The sequence below is a fragment of the Bacillus hominis genome (assembly GCF_018332515.1).
GTDB lineage: Bacteria > Bacillota > Bacilli > Bacillales > Bacillaceae_G > Bacillus_A > Bacillus_A hominis.
This window is the reverse complement of record NZ_BOQD01000021.1, coordinates 1-19,494: the sequence shown is the minus strand read 5'-3', so window position 1 is coordinate 19,494 and position 19,494 is coordinate 1. Positions and strand designations below refer to the sequence as shown.

General features: G+C 37.3%; 19 protein-coding genes. 2 read left to right on the top strand and 17 right to left on the bottom strand.

All coding sequences use genetic code 11. The features are described 5' to 3' along the window. Window positions 1-55: 55 nt before the first annotated feature. The 13 genes from KI356_RS03045 to KI356_RS02985 all read right to left on the bottom strand — a co-directional run bounded on the left by KI356_RS03045 (window position 56) and on the right by KI356_RS02985 (window position 14,281). Window positions 56-469 (bottom strand): BrxA/BrxB family bacilliredoxin, encoded by a 414-nt coding sequence (locus KI356_RS03045; protein ID WP_164881568.1) that lies wholly within the window; start codon window positions 467-469, stop codon window positions 56-58. A gap of 142 nt (window positions 470-611) precedes the next feature. After that, complete coding sequence (locus KI356_RS03040; RefSeq protein ID WP_212934770.1) at window positions 612-1,019, bottom strand: YjdF family protein; 408 nt, start codon at window positions 1,017-1,019, stop codon at window positions 612-614. A gap of 126 nt (window positions 1,020-1,145) precedes the next feature. Continuing rightward, window positions 1,146-1,604, bottom strand: coding sequence for an NUDIX hydrolase (locus KI356_RS03035; protein ID WP_128280993.1), 459 nt, complete (start codon window positions 1,602-1,604; stop codon window positions 1,146-1,148). Window positions 1,605-1,673: 69 nt separating this feature from the next. Further along, on the bottom strand, window positions 1,674-2,378 hold the full coding sequence (locus KI356_RS03030) for a DUF421 domain-containing protein (RefSeq protein ID WP_212934769.1): 705 nt from the start codon (window positions 2,376-2,378) through the stop codon (window positions 1,674-1,676). Between the two features lie 106 nt (window positions 2,379-2,484). Next, a complete protein-coding gene (locus KI356_RS03025; protein ID WP_212934768.1) occupies window positions 2,485-3,663 on the bottom strand; it encodes an FtsW/RodA/SpoVE family cell cycle protein in 1,179 nt (392 codons plus the stop codon). Between the two features lie 339 nt (window positions 3,664-4,002). Beyond that, window positions 4,003-5,319: a dihydrolipoamide acetyltransferase family protein gene (locus KI356_RS03020; RefSeq protein WP_212934767.1), complete on the bottom strand. Its 1,317-nt coding sequence runs from the start codon at window positions 5,317-5,319 to the stop codon at window positions 4,003-4,005. Window positions 5,320-5,334: 15 nt separating this feature from the next. Further along, a complete protein-coding gene (bfmBAB, locus tag KI356_RS03015; RefSeq protein WP_000290071.1) occupies window positions 5,335-6,318 on the bottom strand; it encodes a 3-methyl-2-oxobutanoate dehydrogenase subunit beta in 984 nt (327 codons plus the stop codon). 13 nt (window positions 6,319-6,331) lie between these two features. Next, the gene (bfmBAA, locus tag KI356_RS03010) at window positions 6,332-7,333 is read right to left on the bottom strand and encodes a 3-methyl-2-oxobutanoate dehydrogenase subunit alpha (RefSeq protein WP_000852549.1); all 1,002 of its coding nucleotides are present in this window, start codon (window positions 7,331-7,333) and stop codon (window positions 6,332-6,334) included. A gap of 27 nt (window positions 7,334-7,360) precedes the next feature. Then, window positions 7,361-8,782 (bottom strand): dihydrolipoyl dehydrogenase, encoded by a 1,422-nt coding sequence (gene lpdA, locus KI356_RS03005; protein ID WP_128280988.1) that lies wholly within the window; start codon window positions 8,780-8,782, stop codon window positions 7,361-7,363. A gap of 4 nt (window positions 8,783-8,786) precedes the next feature. Beyond that, the gene (gene buk / locus KI356_RS03000) at window positions 8,787-9,890 is read right to left on the bottom strand and encodes a butyrate kinase (RefSeq protein ID WP_128280987.1); all 1,104 of its coding nucleotides are present in this window, start codon (window positions 9,888-9,890) and stop codon (window positions 8,787-8,789) included. Between the two features lie 87 nt (window positions 9,891-9,977). Continuing rightward, window positions 9,978-11,078: a leucine dehydrogenase gene (locus KI356_RS02995; protein ID WP_002122402.1), complete on the bottom strand. Its 1,101-nt coding sequence runs from the start codon at window positions 11,076-11,078 to the stop codon at window positions 9,978-9,980. A 35-nt stretch (window positions 11,079-11,113) separates the two neighbouring features. After that, entirely contained in the window at window positions 11,114-12,013 is a 900-nt protein-coding gene (yqiS, locus tag KI356_RS02990) for a phosphate butyryltransferase (protein WP_128280986.1), read from the bottom strand. 195 nt (window positions 12,014-12,208) lie between these two features. Beyond that, a complete protein-coding gene (locus tag KI356_RS02985; RefSeq protein ID WP_212934766.1) occupies window positions 12,209-14,281 on the bottom strand; it encodes a sigma-54 interaction domain-containing protein in 2,073 nt (690 codons plus the stop codon). A gap of 137 nt (window positions 14,282-14,418) precedes the next feature. Between KI356_RS02985 and KI356_RS02980 the strand changes: the two genes are divergently transcribed. Beyond that, complete coding sequence (locus KI356_RS02980; protein ID WP_002122407.1) at window positions 14,419-14,652, top strand: DUF2627 domain-containing protein; 234 nt, start codon at window positions 14,419-14,421, stop codon at window positions 14,650-14,652. A gap of 42 nt (window positions 14,653-14,694) precedes the next feature. Here KI356_RS02980 and KI356_RS02975 read toward each other — a convergent pair whose 3' ends face one another. After that, window positions 14,695-15,429, bottom strand: coding sequence for a glycerophosphodiester phosphodiesterase (locus KI356_RS02975; RefSeq protein WP_212934765.1), 735 nt, complete (start codon window positions 15,427-15,429; stop codon window positions 14,695-14,697). Between the two features lie 50 nt (window positions 15,430-15,479). Here KI356_RS02975 and KI356_RS02970 point away from each other — a divergent pair, with 50 nt between their 5' ends. Further along, window positions 15,480-15,626 carry a YycC family protein gene (locus KI356_RS02970; protein ID WP_001247671.1) on the top strand — a complete coding sequence of 49 codons (147 nt, stop codon included), beginning with the start codon at window positions 15,480-15,482 and terminating at the stop codon, window positions 15,624-15,626. A gap of 159 nt (window positions 15,627-15,785) precedes the next feature. On the opposite strand, the gene spo0A is transcribed toward KI356_RS02970, so the two are convergent. The 3 genes from spo0A to KI356_RS02955 all read right to left on the bottom strand — a co-directional run. Then, the gene (gene spo0A / locus KI356_RS02965; RefSeq protein WP_002122410.1) at window positions 15,786-16,580 is read right to left on the bottom strand and encodes a sporulation transcription factor Spo0A; all 795 of its coding nucleotides are present in this window, start codon (window positions 16,578-16,580) and stop codon (window positions 15,786-15,788) included. Between the two features lie 287 nt (window positions 16,581-16,867). Continuing rightward, window positions 16,868-18,166, bottom strand: a complete 1,299-nt coding sequence (gene spoIVB / locus KI356_RS02960) for a SpoIVB peptidase (protein ID WP_002122412.1) — start codon at window positions 18,164-18,166, stop codon at window positions 16,868-16,870. A gap of 118 nt (window positions 18,167-18,284) precedes the next feature. After that, a partial coding sequence (locus KI356_RS02955; protein ID WP_212934764.1) for a DNA repair protein RecN occupies window positions 18,285-19,494 on the bottom strand: 1,210 nt, incomplete at its 5' end.

Genomic DNA, 19,494 nt, shown 5'->3' with positions numbered 1-19,494 from the left:
TAAATAAAAAAGGCGGTACACCACTTGATCGTGGACGTACCGCCTTTTTTATTTATTATAGTTCTTCGCAATTATCTTCGAAATAAGATTGTAATTTCGCAATGACTTGCATTGGTTCATGACCTTCAATTTCATGACGTTCTACCATCGTTACAATTTTTCCATCTTTTAATAATGCAAATGATGGAGATGAAGGTGGATATCCTTCAAAATATTCACGAGCTAGTGCTGTTGCTTCTTTATCTTGACCCGCAAATACCGTTACAAGGTGGTTAGGACGTTTATCATAATGTACGGAATGTGCAGCAGCAGGGCGAGCAATGCCACCTGCACAACCACATACAGAGTTTACCATTACAAGTGTTGTACCATTTCTTTTAAATGCTTCTTCAACTGCTTCTGGTGTCGTCAATTCTGTATATCCCGCAGAGACAATCTCTTCACGTGCTTGACGGACAACATCATTCATAAAAAAGTTAAAATTAATCAATCTTTTCCCTCCTCTAATTCTACCTATTTGTATCTTACCAGTTAATGTTTAGAGAATACAAGTAAGTTTACTTGTATTTGAGCGTAGAAAAGGTGTTAGAGCTCCCGCTCTAACACCTTTTTTAATGACCTCGATGTTTTTGCTTTGCCTTTTGTACTTTTATTAAACGTCTTCTTTGCTTTTCAGCTTCTCGTTTCTCTTTAGATTGCACTCGCTTTTCTTGTTTATGCAACTCGTAAGATAAACTAATTGCCTCTTGCGCTTTTGTAAAACGTTTTACAGTTACTTCTTTTGCTGCTTGTCGTATGATACGCTTTATACTTTTTGGACGCTGTTTTTCTTTAACTTCCACACCACATCTTGCAAAGTGCTGAAAATATGCTAACAGTGGACCATTTACAAATATAAGCACTTCTTCGTCTGACGGTTCCGTTCCAAAAATATACCTCGCACCATACAATTTACCTTTTTCTTTACATGTAATAATTCCTACAAAAAATTGACCATCATGATATACTGTCAACTCCATCGACAGCCCCTCCTAAAAAATATTAGAAATACTGGACATCCCGGAGGGGGAAGGTTACTGACATGAGATCATGCGTCTGGACTACCAACCAGAACTGTGTTTTTGTATTTCTTCTACTATTGTATCTTACTTTTCCATAATTTTCATATATTCAACAATCATTTTTTTATGCGATCCTACAATATAGCCGGGTAGTTCTGTTACTGGGAAAAATTTAAGCTGAACCGCTTCTTCTTTATTCATAACAAAATCCCCTTCATATTCATCGGTATAATAGGCTGTCGTTACGGATTGAAATTCATCACCGTTTGCTAATTTTGTAAAATAGTTCGCTCCAGAAAATACATTGATTAATCGCAAATTCTTTACTTCTATTCCTGTCTCTTCATATACTTCACGGTAAGCTGTTTCTTCTGGTGATTCACCAAGCTCCATTAGCCCACCAGGCAGCCCCCATTTTCCGTACGGTTCTGTTCTTTGCTGTAATAATACATCTCCATTTTCATTTATAACGAGTACAACAGCACCAACTAAAATTAAAGGGCGATGACCAACTATTTTTCGTAATTCTTCTACATATCCCATCGTATCCCTCCTTTTTCGTTGTCCACACTATTTTATCATATGTATGAAACGACAAAATGCGTATATTTTTCATTTTTTTAACAAAATATTTATTTTATGTGCTTCATCTACTGTAGCTAGCATAATGGATTCGATTTCCGCACTCTTCTCTAAAAATTCTTTCGCCCACTCTTCTGTTTTTCCTATTAAAGCGAGAACGTCCTGCTGGATTTTTCCATCCTTCACTAAAATAAAAGCAACTGGAGATTTTTTCCCTGCCACTTTAAGGTCAAGGCGAGAAACTGCTTCATATTCTGGATACTGAAATATAGAAACGACGCCACTCGCTTCCCATAGAGCCAATTTAATTGTAGAAATATCACTCACATTTTGCACGCGAAGTTCTGAAAATAAATATTCTGCCGTAATCCTCGCCTTTTTCAAATTACTAAAATCAATGGAACCATTGTGTATAAGAATAATAGGCGCAGGCTCTAAAAAGCGTCTCCATCTATCCCATTTCAACATTAAAACAGAGCTTATTATATGAAGTACAACGAGTATAAACGTTGTAATCATCGAACCGAGTAATCCAACTTTTTCATCAGATAGCGCGTTAGAAATATTCCCACCAAGCAATAACACTAATACAACATCTAAAAATCGAAGTTGTGCGATGGACCTTTGTCCCATCGCTTTCGCGACTAATATTAAAAATATGTACGCTATAATAGCTCGAACAACCCATTCGCTATTAGAAAGGTGCCGTGCTCCTTCAAAAATACGCATATACATCACATTGCACTCCTTAAACATTCCAACCTACAAGTCTGTTTTAGTTTGCAACGTTTAAGAGCATATATGTAAAAAAGCTGGTTCGTTTTTACACGAACCAGCTTTTTTACTTAACCGAAAACATATATTTTTTATATGTTTTCCGTACCGATAATATGAGCCCCATCATAATCATATTCGAGAATAAGGAACTTCCCCCATATGATAAGAAAGGTAACGCAATACCTTTTACAGGCATTAACCCAACGATCATACCGATATTTTGGAATATTTGAACCGTTAATATACCGATAGATCCAGCACATAATAATGTACCGAATAAATTATCAGCAGAATAACCGATAATAATTGTTCGATATAGTAGTAATAGGAACAAGAATACAACTAACGCGGCTACTATAAATCCACCTTCTTCGGCAATTGTAGCGAAAATAAAGTCAGTATGTTTCTCTGGGATATAGACGTTTCCTTCGCCAAACCCTTTCCCTTCCATACCTCCACTACCTACAGCTAAAATCGATTGCTGTGTTTGATACCCTTGATCTGTATGTTCAAACGGATCTAACCAACCTAATATACGTGATTGTTGGTGGGGCTTTAGTAAAGTAACTAAATTATTAAAGAAGAAATCCTCATACCTTAAGTAAATAAATATTAACGCAGATAATATGGTCACCGGAATAACTGTACATAATGCTATCAATTTCTTCTGAATACCTGACATAAATAAAATACATGCAATGGCAGCGGCATATAAGAACACCATACCTGTATCTGGCTGACTATATACAACGGCCATAGGAGGAAGGGATACTAGCATAATTTTACCTACTAGTTTTAAATCTGTTTGGAATGTCCTCGCCATATACTGTGCATTATGTTTCACTGCTATACTTGCTATCACAAGCAGCAATGAAATTTTGAAAAACTCCGACGGCTGGATTTGTCCAAATACTGGGAAAACGAACCATCTTTTTGCACCTAATTTTTCAGGTGTGAAACTGGAAACCGGTAGTATTTTCAACAGAATAAGTGAGCCAAATCCAACAATATAAAGTGGCCAAGACAATTTTTGTAATTGATCTAAGTCAATGCTGGCAACAAGCAATAACAAGACAGCTCCAATTATGTAGTTCAAACCCTGCTTCATAGCAAAGTTTGCATCTCCATACTGTCCGGTTTGTTGACTGCTGTATATAGCAGTTATACTTATAACACAAAATGCAAACAAAATTAAAATTAATTTTACATCTAAACTTTTTAGAAACTCGGTACTTCTTTTCATGACATCCTCCTGAAACATTGTTACGGCAAAATAAAAAACCAGGAGTCAATACTCTTCATGTTTTGACGACTGATTACACATTATCTATAAAACACTTATATAGAATAACTCTCTTTTTCATACAATACAATATATTATACTACAGTTTCGTCAGTAAGATTTGCCAAAAAAATTATTCTTTTTTTATTTTATATCCATATACCATATATCAGCAATGTATTTTCGTAAATTCCTAATACATAATCGTCCATTGTAAGATTACTGGGAAAAGTGTTGTACATATAGTAGGAGTAGCAGAAGAAATAAGATGATAAAAAGCTCGCCTAAGCGAGCTTTTTATTAATATACAGATGTATTATTTTCTGACGTATTTTCTAAAATTTCTTTTACACGTCCTAAGAACTTACCACAAATTAAACCATCAAGTACACGGTGATCAAGTGATAGACATAAGTTAACCATGTCACGAGCACCGAACATACCATTATCCATAATTACTGGGCGTTTTACAATTGATTCAACTTGTAAAATAGCCGCTTGTGGGTAATTAATAATGCCCATAGATTGAACAGAACCAAATGATCCTGTGTTATTAATTGTAAATGTTCCGCCTTGCATTTCGTCCGCTTTTAACGATTTCGTGCGTACTTTTCCTGCAAGTTCTGTAATTTCGCGAGCGATACCTTTAATTGTTTTTTCGTCCGCTTGCTTAATTACTGGTACAAATAGTTCATCCTCTGTTGCAACAGCGATAGAAAGATTAATATCTTTCTTCTGAACGATTTTATCGCCAGCCCACATTGAGTTAATTTGAGGATACTCTTTTAACGCTTGTGCTACTGCTTTTACGAAGAAAGCAAAGAATGTTAAGTTAAAGCCTTCACGCTTTTTAAAATCGCCTTTAATTGAGTTACGGTATGACACAAGGTTTGTCACATCTACTTCAATCATCATCCAAGCGTGTGGCGCCTCATGTTTACTACGTAACATGTTCGCTGCAATTGCTTTACGCACACCTGTTACTGGAATTTCGATATCGCCAGGCATTGTTGGTACAGAAACTGGTTTTGCAGCTTCTACTTTTTGCGCTACTGGTGCTGCTTTTGGTGCTTCTGGACGCGCTTCTACTACTGCTGCTACCGCTTCCTCTTTTTTCGCACCTGCTTGCGGAATATTTCCAGATTCAACCAGCTTTAAAATATCTTTACGAGTAATACGACCATTTGATCCTGTACCTTCTACTAAATCTAAATCAACGTTATGCTCGCCCGCAAGTTTTAACACAGCTGGTGAAAAACGTGGTTTTCCATCAGTTGGTTGTTTTGCTTTTGGAGCTTTTTCAGCAGTAGCTACTGCTGTTTTTGATTCTTCTTTCGTTTTTTCTTCTACAGCCGTTGCTGCTACTTCATCTGCGCCTTCTACTTGAATAACACAAACAACTTCACCTACAGCTAACGTATCACCTTCACCAGCGATTAGCTCTTTCACAATACCAGTGAAAGAAGATGGTACTTCTGCATTTACTTTATCCGTCATTACTTCTGCAAGCGGATCATACTTATTTACGTGATCGCCAACATTAACGAGCCATTTACTAATTGTTCCCTCTGTAACGCTCTCCCCGAGCTGAGGCATTGTGATATTTTCTACAGCCATGTATAGTCCCCCCGATTAAAATTCCGCAAGTTCACGCATTGCTTTTTCAACTTTATCTGGATTTACCATAAAGAATTTTTCCATTGTTGGTGCATATGGCATTGCCGGAACGTCTGGACCTGCAAGACGTGCAATTGGTGCATCTAAATCAAACAGGCAATTTTCAGCGATAATAGCTGCCACTTCACTCATAATACTTCCTTCTTTATTGTCTTCTGTTACAAGAAGAACTTTACCAGTTTTTGAAGCAGCTTCAATGATCGCTTCTTTATCTAATGGATACACAGTACGTAAATCAAGAATGTGTGCAGAGATGCCATCTTGCGCTAACTTCTCAGCTGCTTGAAGAGCAAAGTGAACACATAATCCGTACGTGATAACAGTAATATCATCACCTTCACGTTTTACGTCTGCTTTTCCGATTGGTAATACATAGTCATCTTCTGGCACTTCACCTTTAATTAAGCGATATGCACGTTTATGTTCGAAGAATAATACTGGATCTTCATCACGAATTGCAGCTTTTAATAAGCCTTTTGCATCATATGGTGTAGAAGGGATAACAATTTTTAAACCTGGTTGGTTTGCAAACATCGCTTCTACAGATTGTGAATGATACAATGCACCGTGAACACCGCCACCAAATGGCGCACGAATTGTAACTGGACAAGTCCAATCATTGTTAGAACGATAACGAATTTTTGCTGCCTCAGAAACAATTTGGTTTACTGCTGGCATAATGAAATCAGCAAACTGCATTTCAGCGATTGGGCGCATACCATACATTGCCGCACCAATTGCTACCCCAGCAATTGCAGATTCTGCAAGCGGTGCATCAAGCGCACGGTCTTCACCAAATTGATCATATAAACCGTGTGTCGCTTTAAACACGCCACCTTTTTTACCAACATCTTCTCCTAAAACGAATACTTTCTCATCGCGTTCCATTTCTTCGCGCATTGCTAATGTAATAGCATCAATATAAGACATTACAGCCATGAAACGTTCCCCCTTATTCTGCGTATACGTGCTTCAATGCATCTTCAGGTGCTGCATACGGAGCATTTTCTGCATATTCTGTTGCTTCATTTACGATATGCATAATTTCGTCTAACATTTGTTTTTCAAATTCCTCAGTTAACACGCCAGCTTCTTTTAAATAAGCTGCAAATGTTATAATTGAATCTTTTTTCTTCGCTTCTTCTACTTCTTCTTTATCACGATAAACACGATCATCGTCGTCACTAGAATGTGCTGTTAAACGATATGATACTGTTTCAATTAAAGTCGGGCCTTCACCACGACGGCCGCGGTCTGCTGCTTCTTTTACAGCTTTGTATACTGCAAGCGGATCGTTTCCGTCTATTGTATATCCAGGCATACCGTAACCAATTGCACGATCTGATACGTTTTTACATGCTAATTGTTTTTCAACTGGAATAGAGATTGCATATTTGTTATTTTCACACATGAAAATAACAGGTAGTTTGTGTACACCAGCAAAGTTTGCACCTTCATGGAAGTCACCTTGGTTTGAAGAACCTTCTCCAAATGTAACAAACGTTACTAAATCTTTCTTCTCCATTTTTCCAGCTAAAGCAATACCAACTGCATGTGGTACTTGTGTTGTTACTGGAGATGATCCTGTCACAATACGATTTTTCTTTTGACCGAAGTGACCAGGCATTTGACGACCGCCAGAGTTTGGATCTCCCGCTTTCGCGAAAGCAGACAACATAAGCTCTTTAGCTGTCATACCAAACGCTAGTACAACACCCATATCACGGTAATATGGTAATGCATAATCTTTCTCTCTATCAAGAGCGAACGCCGCTCCAACTTGCGCAGCCTCTTGTCCTTGACAAGAAATTACGAATGGAATTTTACCTGCACGGTTTAATAACCACATACGTTCGTCAATTTTACGTGCAAGTAACATCGTACGGAACATTTCTAATACTTGCTCATCACTTAAGCCAAGCTCTTCATGGCGCTTTTCTTTTACTTCTGCCATTTTTCATAACCTCCTAAATCCACATTTTTATGCGTGTAACGCTTTTCCATCTACAGCTAGTGCTGCTTCACCAATCGCCTCAGATAATGATGGATGCGGATGAATTGTATGTGCTACTTCCCAAGGTGTTGCATCAAGTACTCTTGCAAGACCAGCTTCAGAAATCATATCTGTTACATGTGGTCCAATCATATGAACACCAAGAATGTCATTTGTGTCTTCATCAACTACAAGTTTTACAAATCCATCTGATTCTCCGTATACAAGTGCTTTTCCGATTGCGCGGAATGAGAACTTACCTACTTTTAACTTATAGCCTTTTTCTTTCGCTTCTTGTTCTGTTAAACCGACAGAAGCAACTTCTGGACTGCTATATACGCATTTTGATACCATAGAGTAATCAATTGGTGTAACTTCTTTCCCTGCAATATGTTCTACTGCAACAATTCCTTCATGAGAAGCAACGTGAGCAAGTTGCAGGCCACCGATTACATCTCCAATTGCGTAAATATGAGATTCTTTCGTTTGATAAAACTCATTTGTTTGAATGTATCCTTTTTCCACAACGATATCAGTATTCTCTAAACCAATATTTTGCGTATTGGCTTGTCTTCCTACAGATACAAGCATTTTTTCTGCTTTAAATTCTTTATTCTCACCGTTATGTTCAGCTTGAATTGTTACTCCATTATCTTTTACCAATGTTTCTGGTAATACTTTTGCACCAGTTACCACTTTAATACCTTTTTTCTTAAATAGACGCTGCATTTCTTTTGAAACGTCATTATCCTCTAGTGGTAATATGTTTTTCGCATACTCTAATACTGTAACTTCTACACCGAAGTCAGCAAGCATAGATGCCCACTCAATACCGATTACACCGCCACCAACGATAATGATTGAGCTAGGAAGCGTTTCCATTTTTAGAGCATGATCTGAAGACATTACGTACTCTCCATCTAATTCTAAACCTGGTAATGAATTTGGGCGAGAACCTGTTGCAACAAGTACATTTTTTGGAATTAACATTTCATTCTCTTCTCCACTTGCAAGTTCAACTGAAATTGTCCCTGGCATCGGAGAGAAAATAGATGGACCAAGAATACGGCCAATACCTTCAAACACATCAATTTTACCTTGTTTCATTAAATGTTGAACGCCTTTATGGAGCTGCGTTACAATCTTCTCTTTACGCTCTTGTACTTTTGCAAAGTTTAGTTCTACATTACTTGCAATAACTCCGAACTCTTCGCTTTTTTTAGCAGTTGCGTATACTTCTGCACTACGTAAAAGAGCTTTACTAGGAATACATCCTTTGTGCAAACAAGTACCACCAAGATTTTCTTTTTCAACAAGTGCTGTTTTTAATCCTAGTTGTGATGCGCGAATAGCAGCAACATATCCACCAGTACCGCCACCAACGATGACTAAATCATATTCTCTTGCCATTATCTCAACCCCTAGCTACTGTTTGTTTTTCTCTTACAACATACTCTTTCGGCGCTTCTTCTTCACGTAATACACGAAGTGCTCCTTCTGCTAACGCTTGTAATTCATCTTCTCCTGGATGTACGATAACATCTGCAATCCAGTCAACACGTTCTTTTATTTCATCGACAAGAATTTTACTGTACGCAAGTCCACCAGTTAAAACGATTGCGTCGATTTTCCCGTGAAGTACAGCACTAGCTCCGCCAATCTCTTTTGCAACTTGATATGCCATTGCTTTATAAATAAGAGTTGCTTCAGGATCACCTTTTTCAACCATTTGTTCTACTTTAATTGCATCATTTGTGCCGATAAGACTTACAAGTCCACCTTGTCCGACAAGTTTTTTAACCATTTCGTCTCGGTAATACTCACCAGAGAAACACATTTCAACTAATTGTCCTACTGGTACTGTACCAGCACGTTCTGGACTAAATGGTCCTTCTCCGTTTAAGCCATTATTAACATCAATAACTTTTCCTTTTTTATGAGCACCAACTGTAATACCGCCGCCCATATGTGTAACTAATAAATTTAAATCCTCGTATTTGTGGTTTAATTCTTCAGATACTTTACGAGCAACCGCTTTTTGATTTAATGCATGGAAAATACTTTTACGTTCCATACCAGCAATACCACTAATACGAGCAATCGGTTCCATTTCATCTACAACGACAGGATCCACAATGAATGCAGGAATATTTAATCCAGAAGCGATTTCATAAGCTAGAATGCCTCCGAGATTTGAAGCGTGATGACCGCTAAATCCGTTTTTTAAATCTTCTAACATTGCATCGTTTACTGTGTACGTGCCACCTTCGATTGGACGAAGTAATCCGCCACGCCCACAAACAGCATTCAATTTTGAAATGTTAATACCGTGAGAATGTAGAACTTCTAAAATTGTTTCTTTTCGAAACTCATATTGATCGATAATTCGCTTATATTTTCCAATCTGTTCTTCATCATGACGAATTGTTTCTTCTAAAACGGGTCTTTCATTATCAAAAACACCAATTTTTGTGGATGTACTACCCGGATTAATAACAAGAATTCGATTTAAGGACAATGTTGCTACCTCCACTAATAAATTTAAAAGGAAGTGGAAACCTCATAAGAGGTAACCACACCTTTCGTAAAAGTTTTATATGAATGATTAGCGACGGCTAATAATGTCGTGACCGTTGCGTAAGTATGTGCTACGAGTGTTTTTCAAGCTTGCAATGCGCTCTTCAGCTAGACGATCTGCTGCTACATAAGTTGCTATGCCATCGCGTTTTGAAATTTCGATTACTTTTGCAATTGTGTCATAAATAGACTCAACACGTTTTAATGCACGTTCTCTATTGTATCCATATAATTCGTCTGCTACGTTAATTACGCCACCTGCATTAATAACATAGTCTGGTGCGTATACAATACCCATTTCATGAATGATGTCGCCGTGACGATCTTCTTTTAATTGGTTATTTGCAGAACCTGCGATTACTTTTGCTTTAAGTTGTGGAATAGTTTCATCATTAACTGTTGCGCCTAATGCACACGGTGCGTAAATATCACATTCAACACCGTAAATTTCATTTGGCTCAACTGCTGTTGCACCGAATTCTTCTACTGCACGTTGTACAGCTTCTTTATTAATATCTGTAACGATTAATTTTGCTCCTTCAGCGTGTAAATGTTTGCATAGGTGATATGCTACGTTACCAACACCTTGAACAGAAATTACTCTTCCTTCTAGGTTATCTGTACCAAATGCTTCTTTTGCAGCTGCTTTCATACCACGGTAAACACCGTATGCAGTTACTGGAGATGGGTTACCAGAAGAACCGAATGATGGTGAAATCCCTGTTACAAAATCAGTTTCTTCATGGATAATATCCATATCATCTACTGTTGTACCAACATCTTCAGCTGTAATGTAACGTCCGTTTAGTCCTTGAATATAGCGTCCTAGTGCACGGAACATCGCTTCGCTTTTATCTTTACGTGGATCACCGATAATTACTGTTTTTGCACCACCTAAGTTTAAACCAGCTGCTGCATTTTTGTATGTCATCCCTTTTGCAAGACGCAATGCATCTTCAATCGCCGCTTCTTCAGAATCATATGTCCACATTCTTGTTCCACCAAGAGCTGGTCCAAGTGTTGTATCATGGATTGCAATGATTGCTTTTAAACCAGATTCTTTATCTTGGCAAAATACCACTTGCTCATAATCATATTTCTCTAAGTATTCGAAGATTTCTAATGTCATTGTCGTTTCCCCCTAATTGTTTTACCCTATTTGGTTTATTTTGAAGCAGTCGCAACTGCCAATGCTAATGAATATACTTTTGTTTCTGCTGAATCAGCACGTGATGTTAAAACAATCGGTGCTTTAGCGCCAGCAATCATCGCTCCTACCTTTGCATTTGCAAAATAGACGAGTGATTTATATAGCACATTTCCAGCTTCAATCGTTGGGACGAGTAAAATGTCTGCCTTACCTGCTACATCACTTACTATGCCTTTATGTTCTGCTGCAATTTGTGATACTGCATTATCTAAAGCAAGTGGTCCATCAACGACACAATTTTTAATTTGTCCGCGGCGATTCATTTGAGTTAACATCGCTGCATCAATTGTCGCTTGCATCGCAGGATTAACAACCTCTACCGCTGCAATTGGCGCTACCTTCGGCAAATCAATTCCTATTGCCTGGGCAACTTCTACAGTATTTTGTATAATAGCAGCTTTTTGTGTTACATCAGGTGCAATGTTCATCGCTGCATCTGTAACAAAAATAAGACGATCGTAATTTGGAACTTCAAACGTTGCAACGTGTGAAAGTACGCTACCCTTACGAAGTCCCCACTCTTTATTTAATACAGCTTTCAAAATATTTGCTGTTGGGATGTTCCCCTTCATTAGCACATCTGCTTCGCCATTTCTTACAGCTTTAACAGAAAGTTCTGCAGCCTCAGCACTTGACGCTGCTGCAATCACTTCAATATGTTCTGAAGTTTGTAACCCATGCTCTTGTAGCATCCCTATTATTTTCTCTTGATTTCCATATAGACGAAATTGAGCTAGCTGTAATTGGATTGCTTTCGCTACAGCTTCAATTACTTCATGATCTTCAGCTACTGCTACAGCCACAGTTTTTTTAGGCTGTCCTGCTGCTTGATCAATTAAGTGTTCTAACTTCATATTTTGTAATCAACCCTTTCCGTCGTCCCTCGTCTATTCATTAAGCAAATACCGTGCCAACTTTTAAAAGTGGTCTTACCAATAATGAAAACGCATTCAAAATGCAGTAAAATCAATACTTTGGAAAACGACGAAATATTCTGTCTTGTTTTGTCACTTTTTGTAGACCATGCAATAAATTGCATGGTACGCAATTTATTGCATGCTATTTTTTGCACAGTCGTACTTTTCTAGCTTGTAATATAAGTTTCGAACTGAAATTCCTAACGCTTTCGCAGTCTTCGTTTTGTTCCCATCAAATTTCTCTAAATATTCACGGATAATATTCCCCTCAAACTCTGTCACTAGGTGTTCAAGGGCCTTCTCTTCTATTTCAGGTAATAAATTATTTTGTTTCATCTCTACTTGTTCTTCTTTATGTAAAGGTGGTAAATGATGCACCTCAATATATATCTCGTTATAATTCATAAAGATAATAGCTCGCCCTAAAATATTTTCAAGTTCCCTAACATTTCCTGGCCATTCATATGATTGCAAATATGAAATGGCTGCATCCGTGAGTCCCTCTACATTCCGGCCATAATCTTGATTAATTTTTTGAATCAATCTTTCTGCAATTGCCGGTATATCTCCTTTGCGCTGACGAAGAGACGGGATTTGAATCGGAATTTTATTTAATCGATAATATAAATCCTCCCTAAACTCTCCTTCTAAAATAGCCTTTTCTAAATTCACGTGCGTTGCTGCAATCACCCGGACATTAATAGGTATCGCTTTCGTTCCACCAACTTTTACAATTTCTTTTTCTTGCAACACGCGAAGGAGCTTCGCCTGTGTATTGGCAGATAGCTCTCCTATTTCATCTAAAAAGATACTGCCATTATTCGCTTCCTCAAAGAACCCTCGTTTTCCGCCTCTTTTCGCTCCAGAAAATGCACCTTCTTCATAACCGAATAATTCACTTTCTAACAACGTCTCCGAAATAGCCGCACAGTTCACACGGACGAACTTATTGTACTTTCGATTACTTCCATTATGGATTGCATGCGCGAATAGTTCTTTACCCGTTCCAGATTCTCCGCGCAGTAATACTGTTGCTGGTGTATTCGCTCCAAGTTTCGCCTGTTCAATGGCTGCCGTTGTTTCATCTGAATTCCCTATAATATCATCAAATGAATATTTCGCTTCTAATGTCCGAATAATTTGCCTCGCTCTATTCAATTCATTTGTTAACTTTTGAATTTCTGATACGTCACGAATTACACCGACGCTTCCTTTCAATATTCCATCAACAATAACTGGCGCTACGTTTACAATTACATCCCGCTTTTTTTGACCAATTTTCATATGTATTCCGCGTACCGCACGGCGTGTTCGAAGCACTTTCATATGCATACTTTCACCTTCTACAATATCTGTTGTAGCTGGTTGTCCAAGAATATCTTCTTCTGTCAATCCAGTTAGCTTTGTATAAGCAGGGTTTATAACTAGCCCTCTTCCTTTCTCATCAACAACCGAAATCGCTTCCTCAGATGAGTTAATAATCGCCTCAAGTAACGTTTGAATCTCTTTTAAATCTGTAACTTCTTCCGCGAGATCTACGACTTCTGTAATATCTTTAAAAATCGCAAACGCTCCTTGTACCTCTCCTCCCTCTTTCAATATCGGAATACGCGTTGTAATAATTTTCTTTTCATTCTCTAACGTCAGTTCATAATTCACTTCTATTTGTTTCGTACGTATGATGCGAAGCAACTTACTCGTTGGAATCACGTCTAAAATATGTTTCCCTATTGCATCTTCTTTTTTATATCCGATAATACGCTCTGCACTTTTATTAAAAAGACTAACTTGCCCCTCTCGATTGATTACAATCATACCGTCATGTGTAGAATTTAAAATTAATTCCCCTTGTTGCGTTTGTTCCTCTAATTTTCCTATTAAGCCTTCCTTCTCATGTGCTAATCTCGTAACAATTTTTGCAATATCTCCTGGTATAAGAAGGGTATCTTTATGTTTTTTCTCCAATAAAACTTTATGTAAATCATAATCACCTGTCATATCAAACATTACATCAATATGCATAGAAAGAAACGGAGTTACACTATCACCAATCGGGATCCCATATTCCTTTGCGATTTGTAATCCTTTCGCAATTGGATTAATATCAATAACTCCTATAATTTGAAATATATTCGAATTTTGTAACAGACTCAGCAGTGTACTCCCACCTTCACCTGCTCCAACAATTAACACCTTTTGTTTCATACATTACACTTCCTCTCGAAGTATCTCTGCAAAATTTTTCACATCCTTATCTTACTCGTTCAGCAACCTCTTGACAAACCCCCTTTTCATATAACATCATTTAAATAAACAAAATAATCTGAAAAGGAGATTTATGTATGCAACGTTACCTCGCTCTATTATTAGCACTCATCCCGATTTCATTAGCCGTGCTTGGTATTAAACTAATGAGAGATACTGTATTTGGGATTTTATTCTCCCCAATCCCTATATTATGGTTACAATTTTTAATCGGCGCTCTTTGCTTTGCACTCGGGTTTTATATTTTCGGTGGCTTCGTCTTACACAGAGATCGGAAGAAAAATAAAGTACAAGCCCGCTTCAGAAGATAGAACAAAGTTTTCACATACCGATAAAAAAATGAGACCATTATATTAGGTCTCATTTTTTATCGGTAATAAAGTTCTTGCTGTTTCAGGATAATCAGTAATAATCGCTGATATGTTCATATCAAAATATTTACGCATAAGCGTTTCTTCATTTATCGTGTAAGGACGAACCTCTACACCACTTTCCATCGTTAATTCAGCGATGGCATCTTGAAGATAACGATAATTCGGATGCACTGCAGTAGCACCCATCTTTTTTGCATATGCCCACGGGCTATGCAAACCTTCACGATACAAAATAGCTGTTTGAATATCAGGAGCCATCATATGGCACCTCTTCATACTGTAGTGATTAAAGGAAGAAAAAATAGTCCGATTCTCTAAACTAAACTTACGTACAAGTGTTATAACCTCTTCTTCTAAACCTCTGTATGGGATTTTATTATTTTTAAGCTCAATATTGAGTAGTAATTGTGTTTTTGCAAGCCATTCTAATACCTCTTCCAGAAGAGGTATTTTGCAAAAACCTATTTTGTCACCGAATTTATAACTTGCATCCAACTTACATAAATCCTCATATAAATAATTTCGAACCGCACCTTTTCCATTCGTGGTCCGATCCACCGTTTCATCATGAATGACGACAACTTTTCCATCTTTCGTTAATTGAACATCGAGTTCAATTCCGTCTGCCCCGAAAGCCTCCGCTGCTTCAAATGAAATCATTGTATTTTCCGGATACGTTCCCGCCGCACCACGATGTGCAAATATAAGAGTCATCCTCACTCCCCCAATCTTATGCTATACTATACGAAAAAGGAGGTACTTCTATGAGACCATTACAAATTTCTCCAGACACTGCAGTCCGCCTATCCAAAGCGTTAGGTGTTCCACTTGAACAACTTATGCATATGCCACAGCATATTTTAATCCAAAAGTTAGTTGAATTAGAAAAACAAAATAAAGACGAAGAGTAATATAGTCCTGTTTTGCAGGGCTTTTTATTATCATCTATTATATCATGGATAACTTACCCACTAAAATTACGAATGCATGGAACAACAAAATAAAAGATCAATGAGTACTTTAAACTCATTGACCTTTTATAAAAAAAATTTATTTTGAATGTACTACTCTCAGCTAGCCTTATGTTCAAGTCTCAACTTATCCGCAACCATTGCGATGAACTCGGAATTCGTAGGTTTTGCTTTTGACATCGATACAGTATAACCAAATAAGGACGAAATAGAATCAATATTCCCACGGCTCCAAGCCACTTCAATTGCGTGACGGATTGCGCGCTCGACACGACTTGCTGTTGTATTATATTTCTTTGCAATATCTGGATATAATACTTTTGTAATGGATCCTAGTAATTCGATATCATTGTACACCATAGAGATTGCTTCTCGTAAGTACATGTAACCTTTAATATGAGCGGGTACACCAATTTCATGAATGATACTTGTAATACTCGCATCTAAGTTTTTCGGTTTTCCATCGATCGTTGTTGCTGATCGGAAAGATGGTAATGGACGTTTAATAGTAGCATTTTCCTTACCACTCACTTGACGAATATGACTTGTTAAATTCTCCATATCAAATGGTTTTAATATGAAATATGATGCCCCTAAATCAACCGCTTTTTTCGTCACATCTTCTTGTCCGAATGCTGTCAACATAATAACGCTAGGTTGTCTTAACCGTTCAATATGTCGCATTTTCTCTAGCACAGCTAGACCATCTAAATGTGGCATAATAATATCTAAAACGAGTACATCAGGCTGCTTTTCTTTCAATAAGTTTAAACACTCTTGACCATTGTAAGCAATTCCAATAACTTCCATATCATCCTGAGCAGCAACATAGCTCTCTAGCATAGATACCAATTCTTTATTATCATCCACAAGACATACTTTAATTTTCTCCACAGTTTTTCCTCCCTTACCGAATCGATTCTTCCGACATGTGTAAGCTTCTAGGCTACATGAATTGTTCGACAATTGTGTGAAAATTTCCTTTTAAAGTTTCTTACTTTCCGATAAAATCACAAAAAAATATGTTTATCGTTCATTTATTTCCTTTCGCAACACATTCCATCATAGAATTACAGCGAAACGTTCAACCCTTTTCTTATATCTTACAACAAAAAACAGCTCTTGCGGGGCTTTTACAAAATTTCAACGAATTTTTCAAAAGAAAAGCGAGCTAATATGTATTAGCTCGCTTTTTTCTCTTGATCATAAATATTAATTCCAGCCTCATGTAACATCCATTCGATATGAACACCATATCCTGACGTCGGATCATTTACAAATACATGTGTAACCGCACCAATTACTTTCCCATTTTGTACAATCGGACTTCCACTCATCCCTTGTACAATACCACCCGTTTTTGCTAGTAAACGTTTATCTGTCACTTTTATAACCATACCTTTTGTAGCTGGGAACTTTTGTGGTACCGTACTAACAACTTCAATATCAAACGCTTCCACTTTATCTTGATTAATAACTGTTAATATTTTCGCTGGTCCTTCTTTTACTTGATGGGATAATGCGATAGGCATTGCTTTATCCATTATGCCGTTTGTCATATTTGTGTTTAATTTCCCAAAAATACCATACGGGCTATTTATTGTAATATCACCAATCACTTCACGATCCGGTGAAAATCTTGCTAATTTTTCTCCCGGATTCCCGTGACTTCCTCTTTCAATAGACGTTACTGTCGAACGCATAATTTGTCCATCTTCTACTTGAATTGGCTTTTTTGTATCATTATCGGAAATTACATGACCAAGCGCTCCGTATTTCATAGAATTTGGATGTACAAATGTCATCGTTCCGATACCAGCTGCTGAATCACGAATATACAGTCCAATTCGGTAAGAGGATTCACCATTGTCTTTTTGTGGTGTTAGCTTAGCACGAATATATTTTCCATCTCTTAATAAAACAAGATTAAGCGGTTCACCTGTTTCTCCACTATTATGAATAAATGGTGCTACATCACTCATTCTTTCAATTGTTTTACCATTGATTTCAGTAATCATATCTCCAATCTGTACACCAGCTGTTTCACCAGGAGATACTTTACCCTTTTCAGTTTGAATTAAATGATGGCCTACAACAAGTACACCTTTTGTGTTCAATTTTACACCAATCGATTGTCCACCTGGAATAACTTTAAAATCTTTTAATACTTTCACATTTACTTTTTTCACTGGAAAACCAGCAAGTTGAAACACCATATCAGCTTCACCGTTTTGGTGAGAATTTACCATAAGCCCTTGTTCTTGTTCATTTGAACTCACCGTAAATACATTACGATTTGTAGATGAAGCCTTAAAAACTGGTAATGATGCTATTTCTGATTGTTGTCCTTCAAAAACAACAAGTTGCTTCGGGGATGAAATAAACGTTCGAAGCGGTTTAAAACATCCAATAAAAACTAGAGAAACAAGGAGACAAAGACCTATTATTTTTCGAAATCTTTCTAATTTCAATTTGTTCACTCTCCTCGCTCCTACCCCACATTCAGCCTCTTGGCTTCACTTTTTAATCTCTCCTTGCAGCGCTTTATTTATAACCGGAAGAATTAAGAAATCATAATTTGAGAAAAAAAGCTATCCATTACTGGATAGCTTCTGCTGTCTGCTTGAAATGATGCGCTTGCGTAAGTAACTCTTTCGCATGCTCTGTCGTTAAATCTGTAATTTCAACACCAGAAATCATTCGAGCAATTTCTGTTACTTTTTCATCCGTACTTAACACAGCAACCGATGTAATCGTCCGATCATTCGCCACTTGTTTTCTAATAAATAAATGCGAGTCCGCCATTGAAGCTACTTGAGGTAAGTGCGTAATACAAAGTACTTGCGAGTTTACTGATACACGATAAATTTTTTCTGCAATAGCCTGTGCAACCCGACCACTCACACCCGTGTCCACCTCATCAAAAATAACAGATGCAACACCTTGATGCTTAGAAAAAATACTTTTTAAAGCTAAAATAATACGAGATAACTCTCCGCCAGAAGCGACTTTTGAAAGTTGCTTTAACGGTTCACCTGGGTTCGTTGAAATATAAAATTCCACATGATCGTAGCCATCCGCCGTAAGTTTTACCGGTGTTCCTTCTACAAGCGGATCTTCTATATTTCCTTCCCTCTTCGTAATTCTTACTTCAAATTTCGTTTTTTCCATATATAGTTCTTTTAATTCTTGATGAATAGCACTTGTAAGATGATCCGCAAGCCCATGGCGCATATCACTTAACAACGTTGCTTCTTTCAAAATTACGCCTTCTAATTCTTTTAATTTCTTTTTCGTCGTTTCAATATGTACGTCTTTATTTTCAATCGTAAAAATCTCTTGTTCAATTTTATCAGCATACGCTAAAATCTCTTCTACAGTATTTCCATACTTTCTCTTTAACATACGGATTTCATTCAAACGTGTTTCAATTTCATCTAGACGTTTCGGATCATATTCCATCATATCTAACTTTTCTCTAAGCTGGTATGCAACTTCTTCTAATAAGTAATAACTATTTGCAATTGAATCATGATTTTCTTGATACGCTTCATCTAAGTGCGTAATACTCTCCATTTGTCCCATTGCATTTCTTACGTGATCTAATCCCTGCCCGTCCCCACTTAACGAACGATACGCATCTCCTAATGCTTTATAAATCTTTTCAAAATTGGAGATTTTTAATCGTTCCTCGGTCAATTCATATTCTTCATCCATTTTTAAATCCGCCTTACGAATTTCTTCATGTTGGAATTGAATTAAATCTAGACGATGGGCCATTTGTTGTTCATTTTCACTTAAAGATTTC

Coding starts and splice junctions, on each gene's coding strand:
- KI356_RS03020 (WP_212934767.1), bottom strand. CDS start 5,319: ATGGCTGTAGAAAATATCACAATGCCTCAGCTCGGGGAGAGCGTTACA.
- KI356_RS02985 (WP_212934766.1), bottom strand. CDS start 14,281: ATGAAACAAAAGGTGTTAATTGTTGGAGCAGGTGAAGGTGGGAGTACA.
- KI356_RS03025 (WP_212934768.1), bottom strand. CDS start 3,663: ATGAAAAGAAGTACCGAGTTTCTAAAAAGTTTAGATGTAAAATTAATT.
- KI356_RS03045 (WP_164881568.1), bottom strand. CDS start 469: ATGAATGATGTTGTCCGTCAAGCACGTGAAGAGATTGTCTCTGCGGGA.
- KI356_RS02995 (WP_002122402.1), bottom strand. CDS start 11,078: ATGACATTAGAAATCTTCGAATACTTAGAGAAATATGATTATGAGCAA.
- KI356_RS03035 (WP_128280993.1), bottom strand. CDS start 1,604: ATGGGATATGTAGAAGAATTACGAAAAATAGTTGGTCATCGCCCTTTA.
- bfmBAA (WP_000852549.1), bottom strand. CDS start 7,333: ATGGCAGAAGTAAAAGAAAAGCGCCATGAAGAGCTTGGCTTAAGTGAT.
- KI356_RS02970 (WP_001247671.1), top strand. CDS start 15,480: ATGAGACCATTACAAATTTCTCCAGACACTGCAGTCCGCCTATCCAAA.
- KI356_RS02975 (WP_212934765.1), bottom strand. CDS start 15,429: ATGACTCTTATATTTGCACATCGTGGTGCGGCGGGAACGTATCCGGAA.
- KI356_RS03030 (WP_212934769.1), bottom strand. CDS start 2,378: ATGTATATGCGTATTTTTGAAGGAGCACGGCACCTTTCTAATAGCGAA.
- yqiS (WP_128280986.1), bottom strand. CDS start 12,013: ATGAAGTTAGAACACTTAATTGATCAAGCAGCAGGACAGCCTAAAAAA.
- KI356_RS02980 (WP_002122407.1), top strand. CDS start 14,419: ATGCAACGTTACCTCGCTCTATTATTAGCACTCATCCCGATTTCATTA.
- lpdA (WP_128280988.1), bottom strand. CDS start 8,782: ATGGCAAGAGAATATGATTTAGTCATCGTTGGTGGCGGTACTGGTGGA.
- bfmBAB (WP_000290071.1), bottom strand. CDS start 6,318: ATGGCTGTAATGTCTTATATTGATGCTATTACATTAGCAATGCGCGAA.
- KI356_RS03040 (WP_212934770.1), bottom strand. CDS start 1,019: ATGGAGTTGACAGTATATCATGATGGTCAATTTTTTGTAGGAATTATT.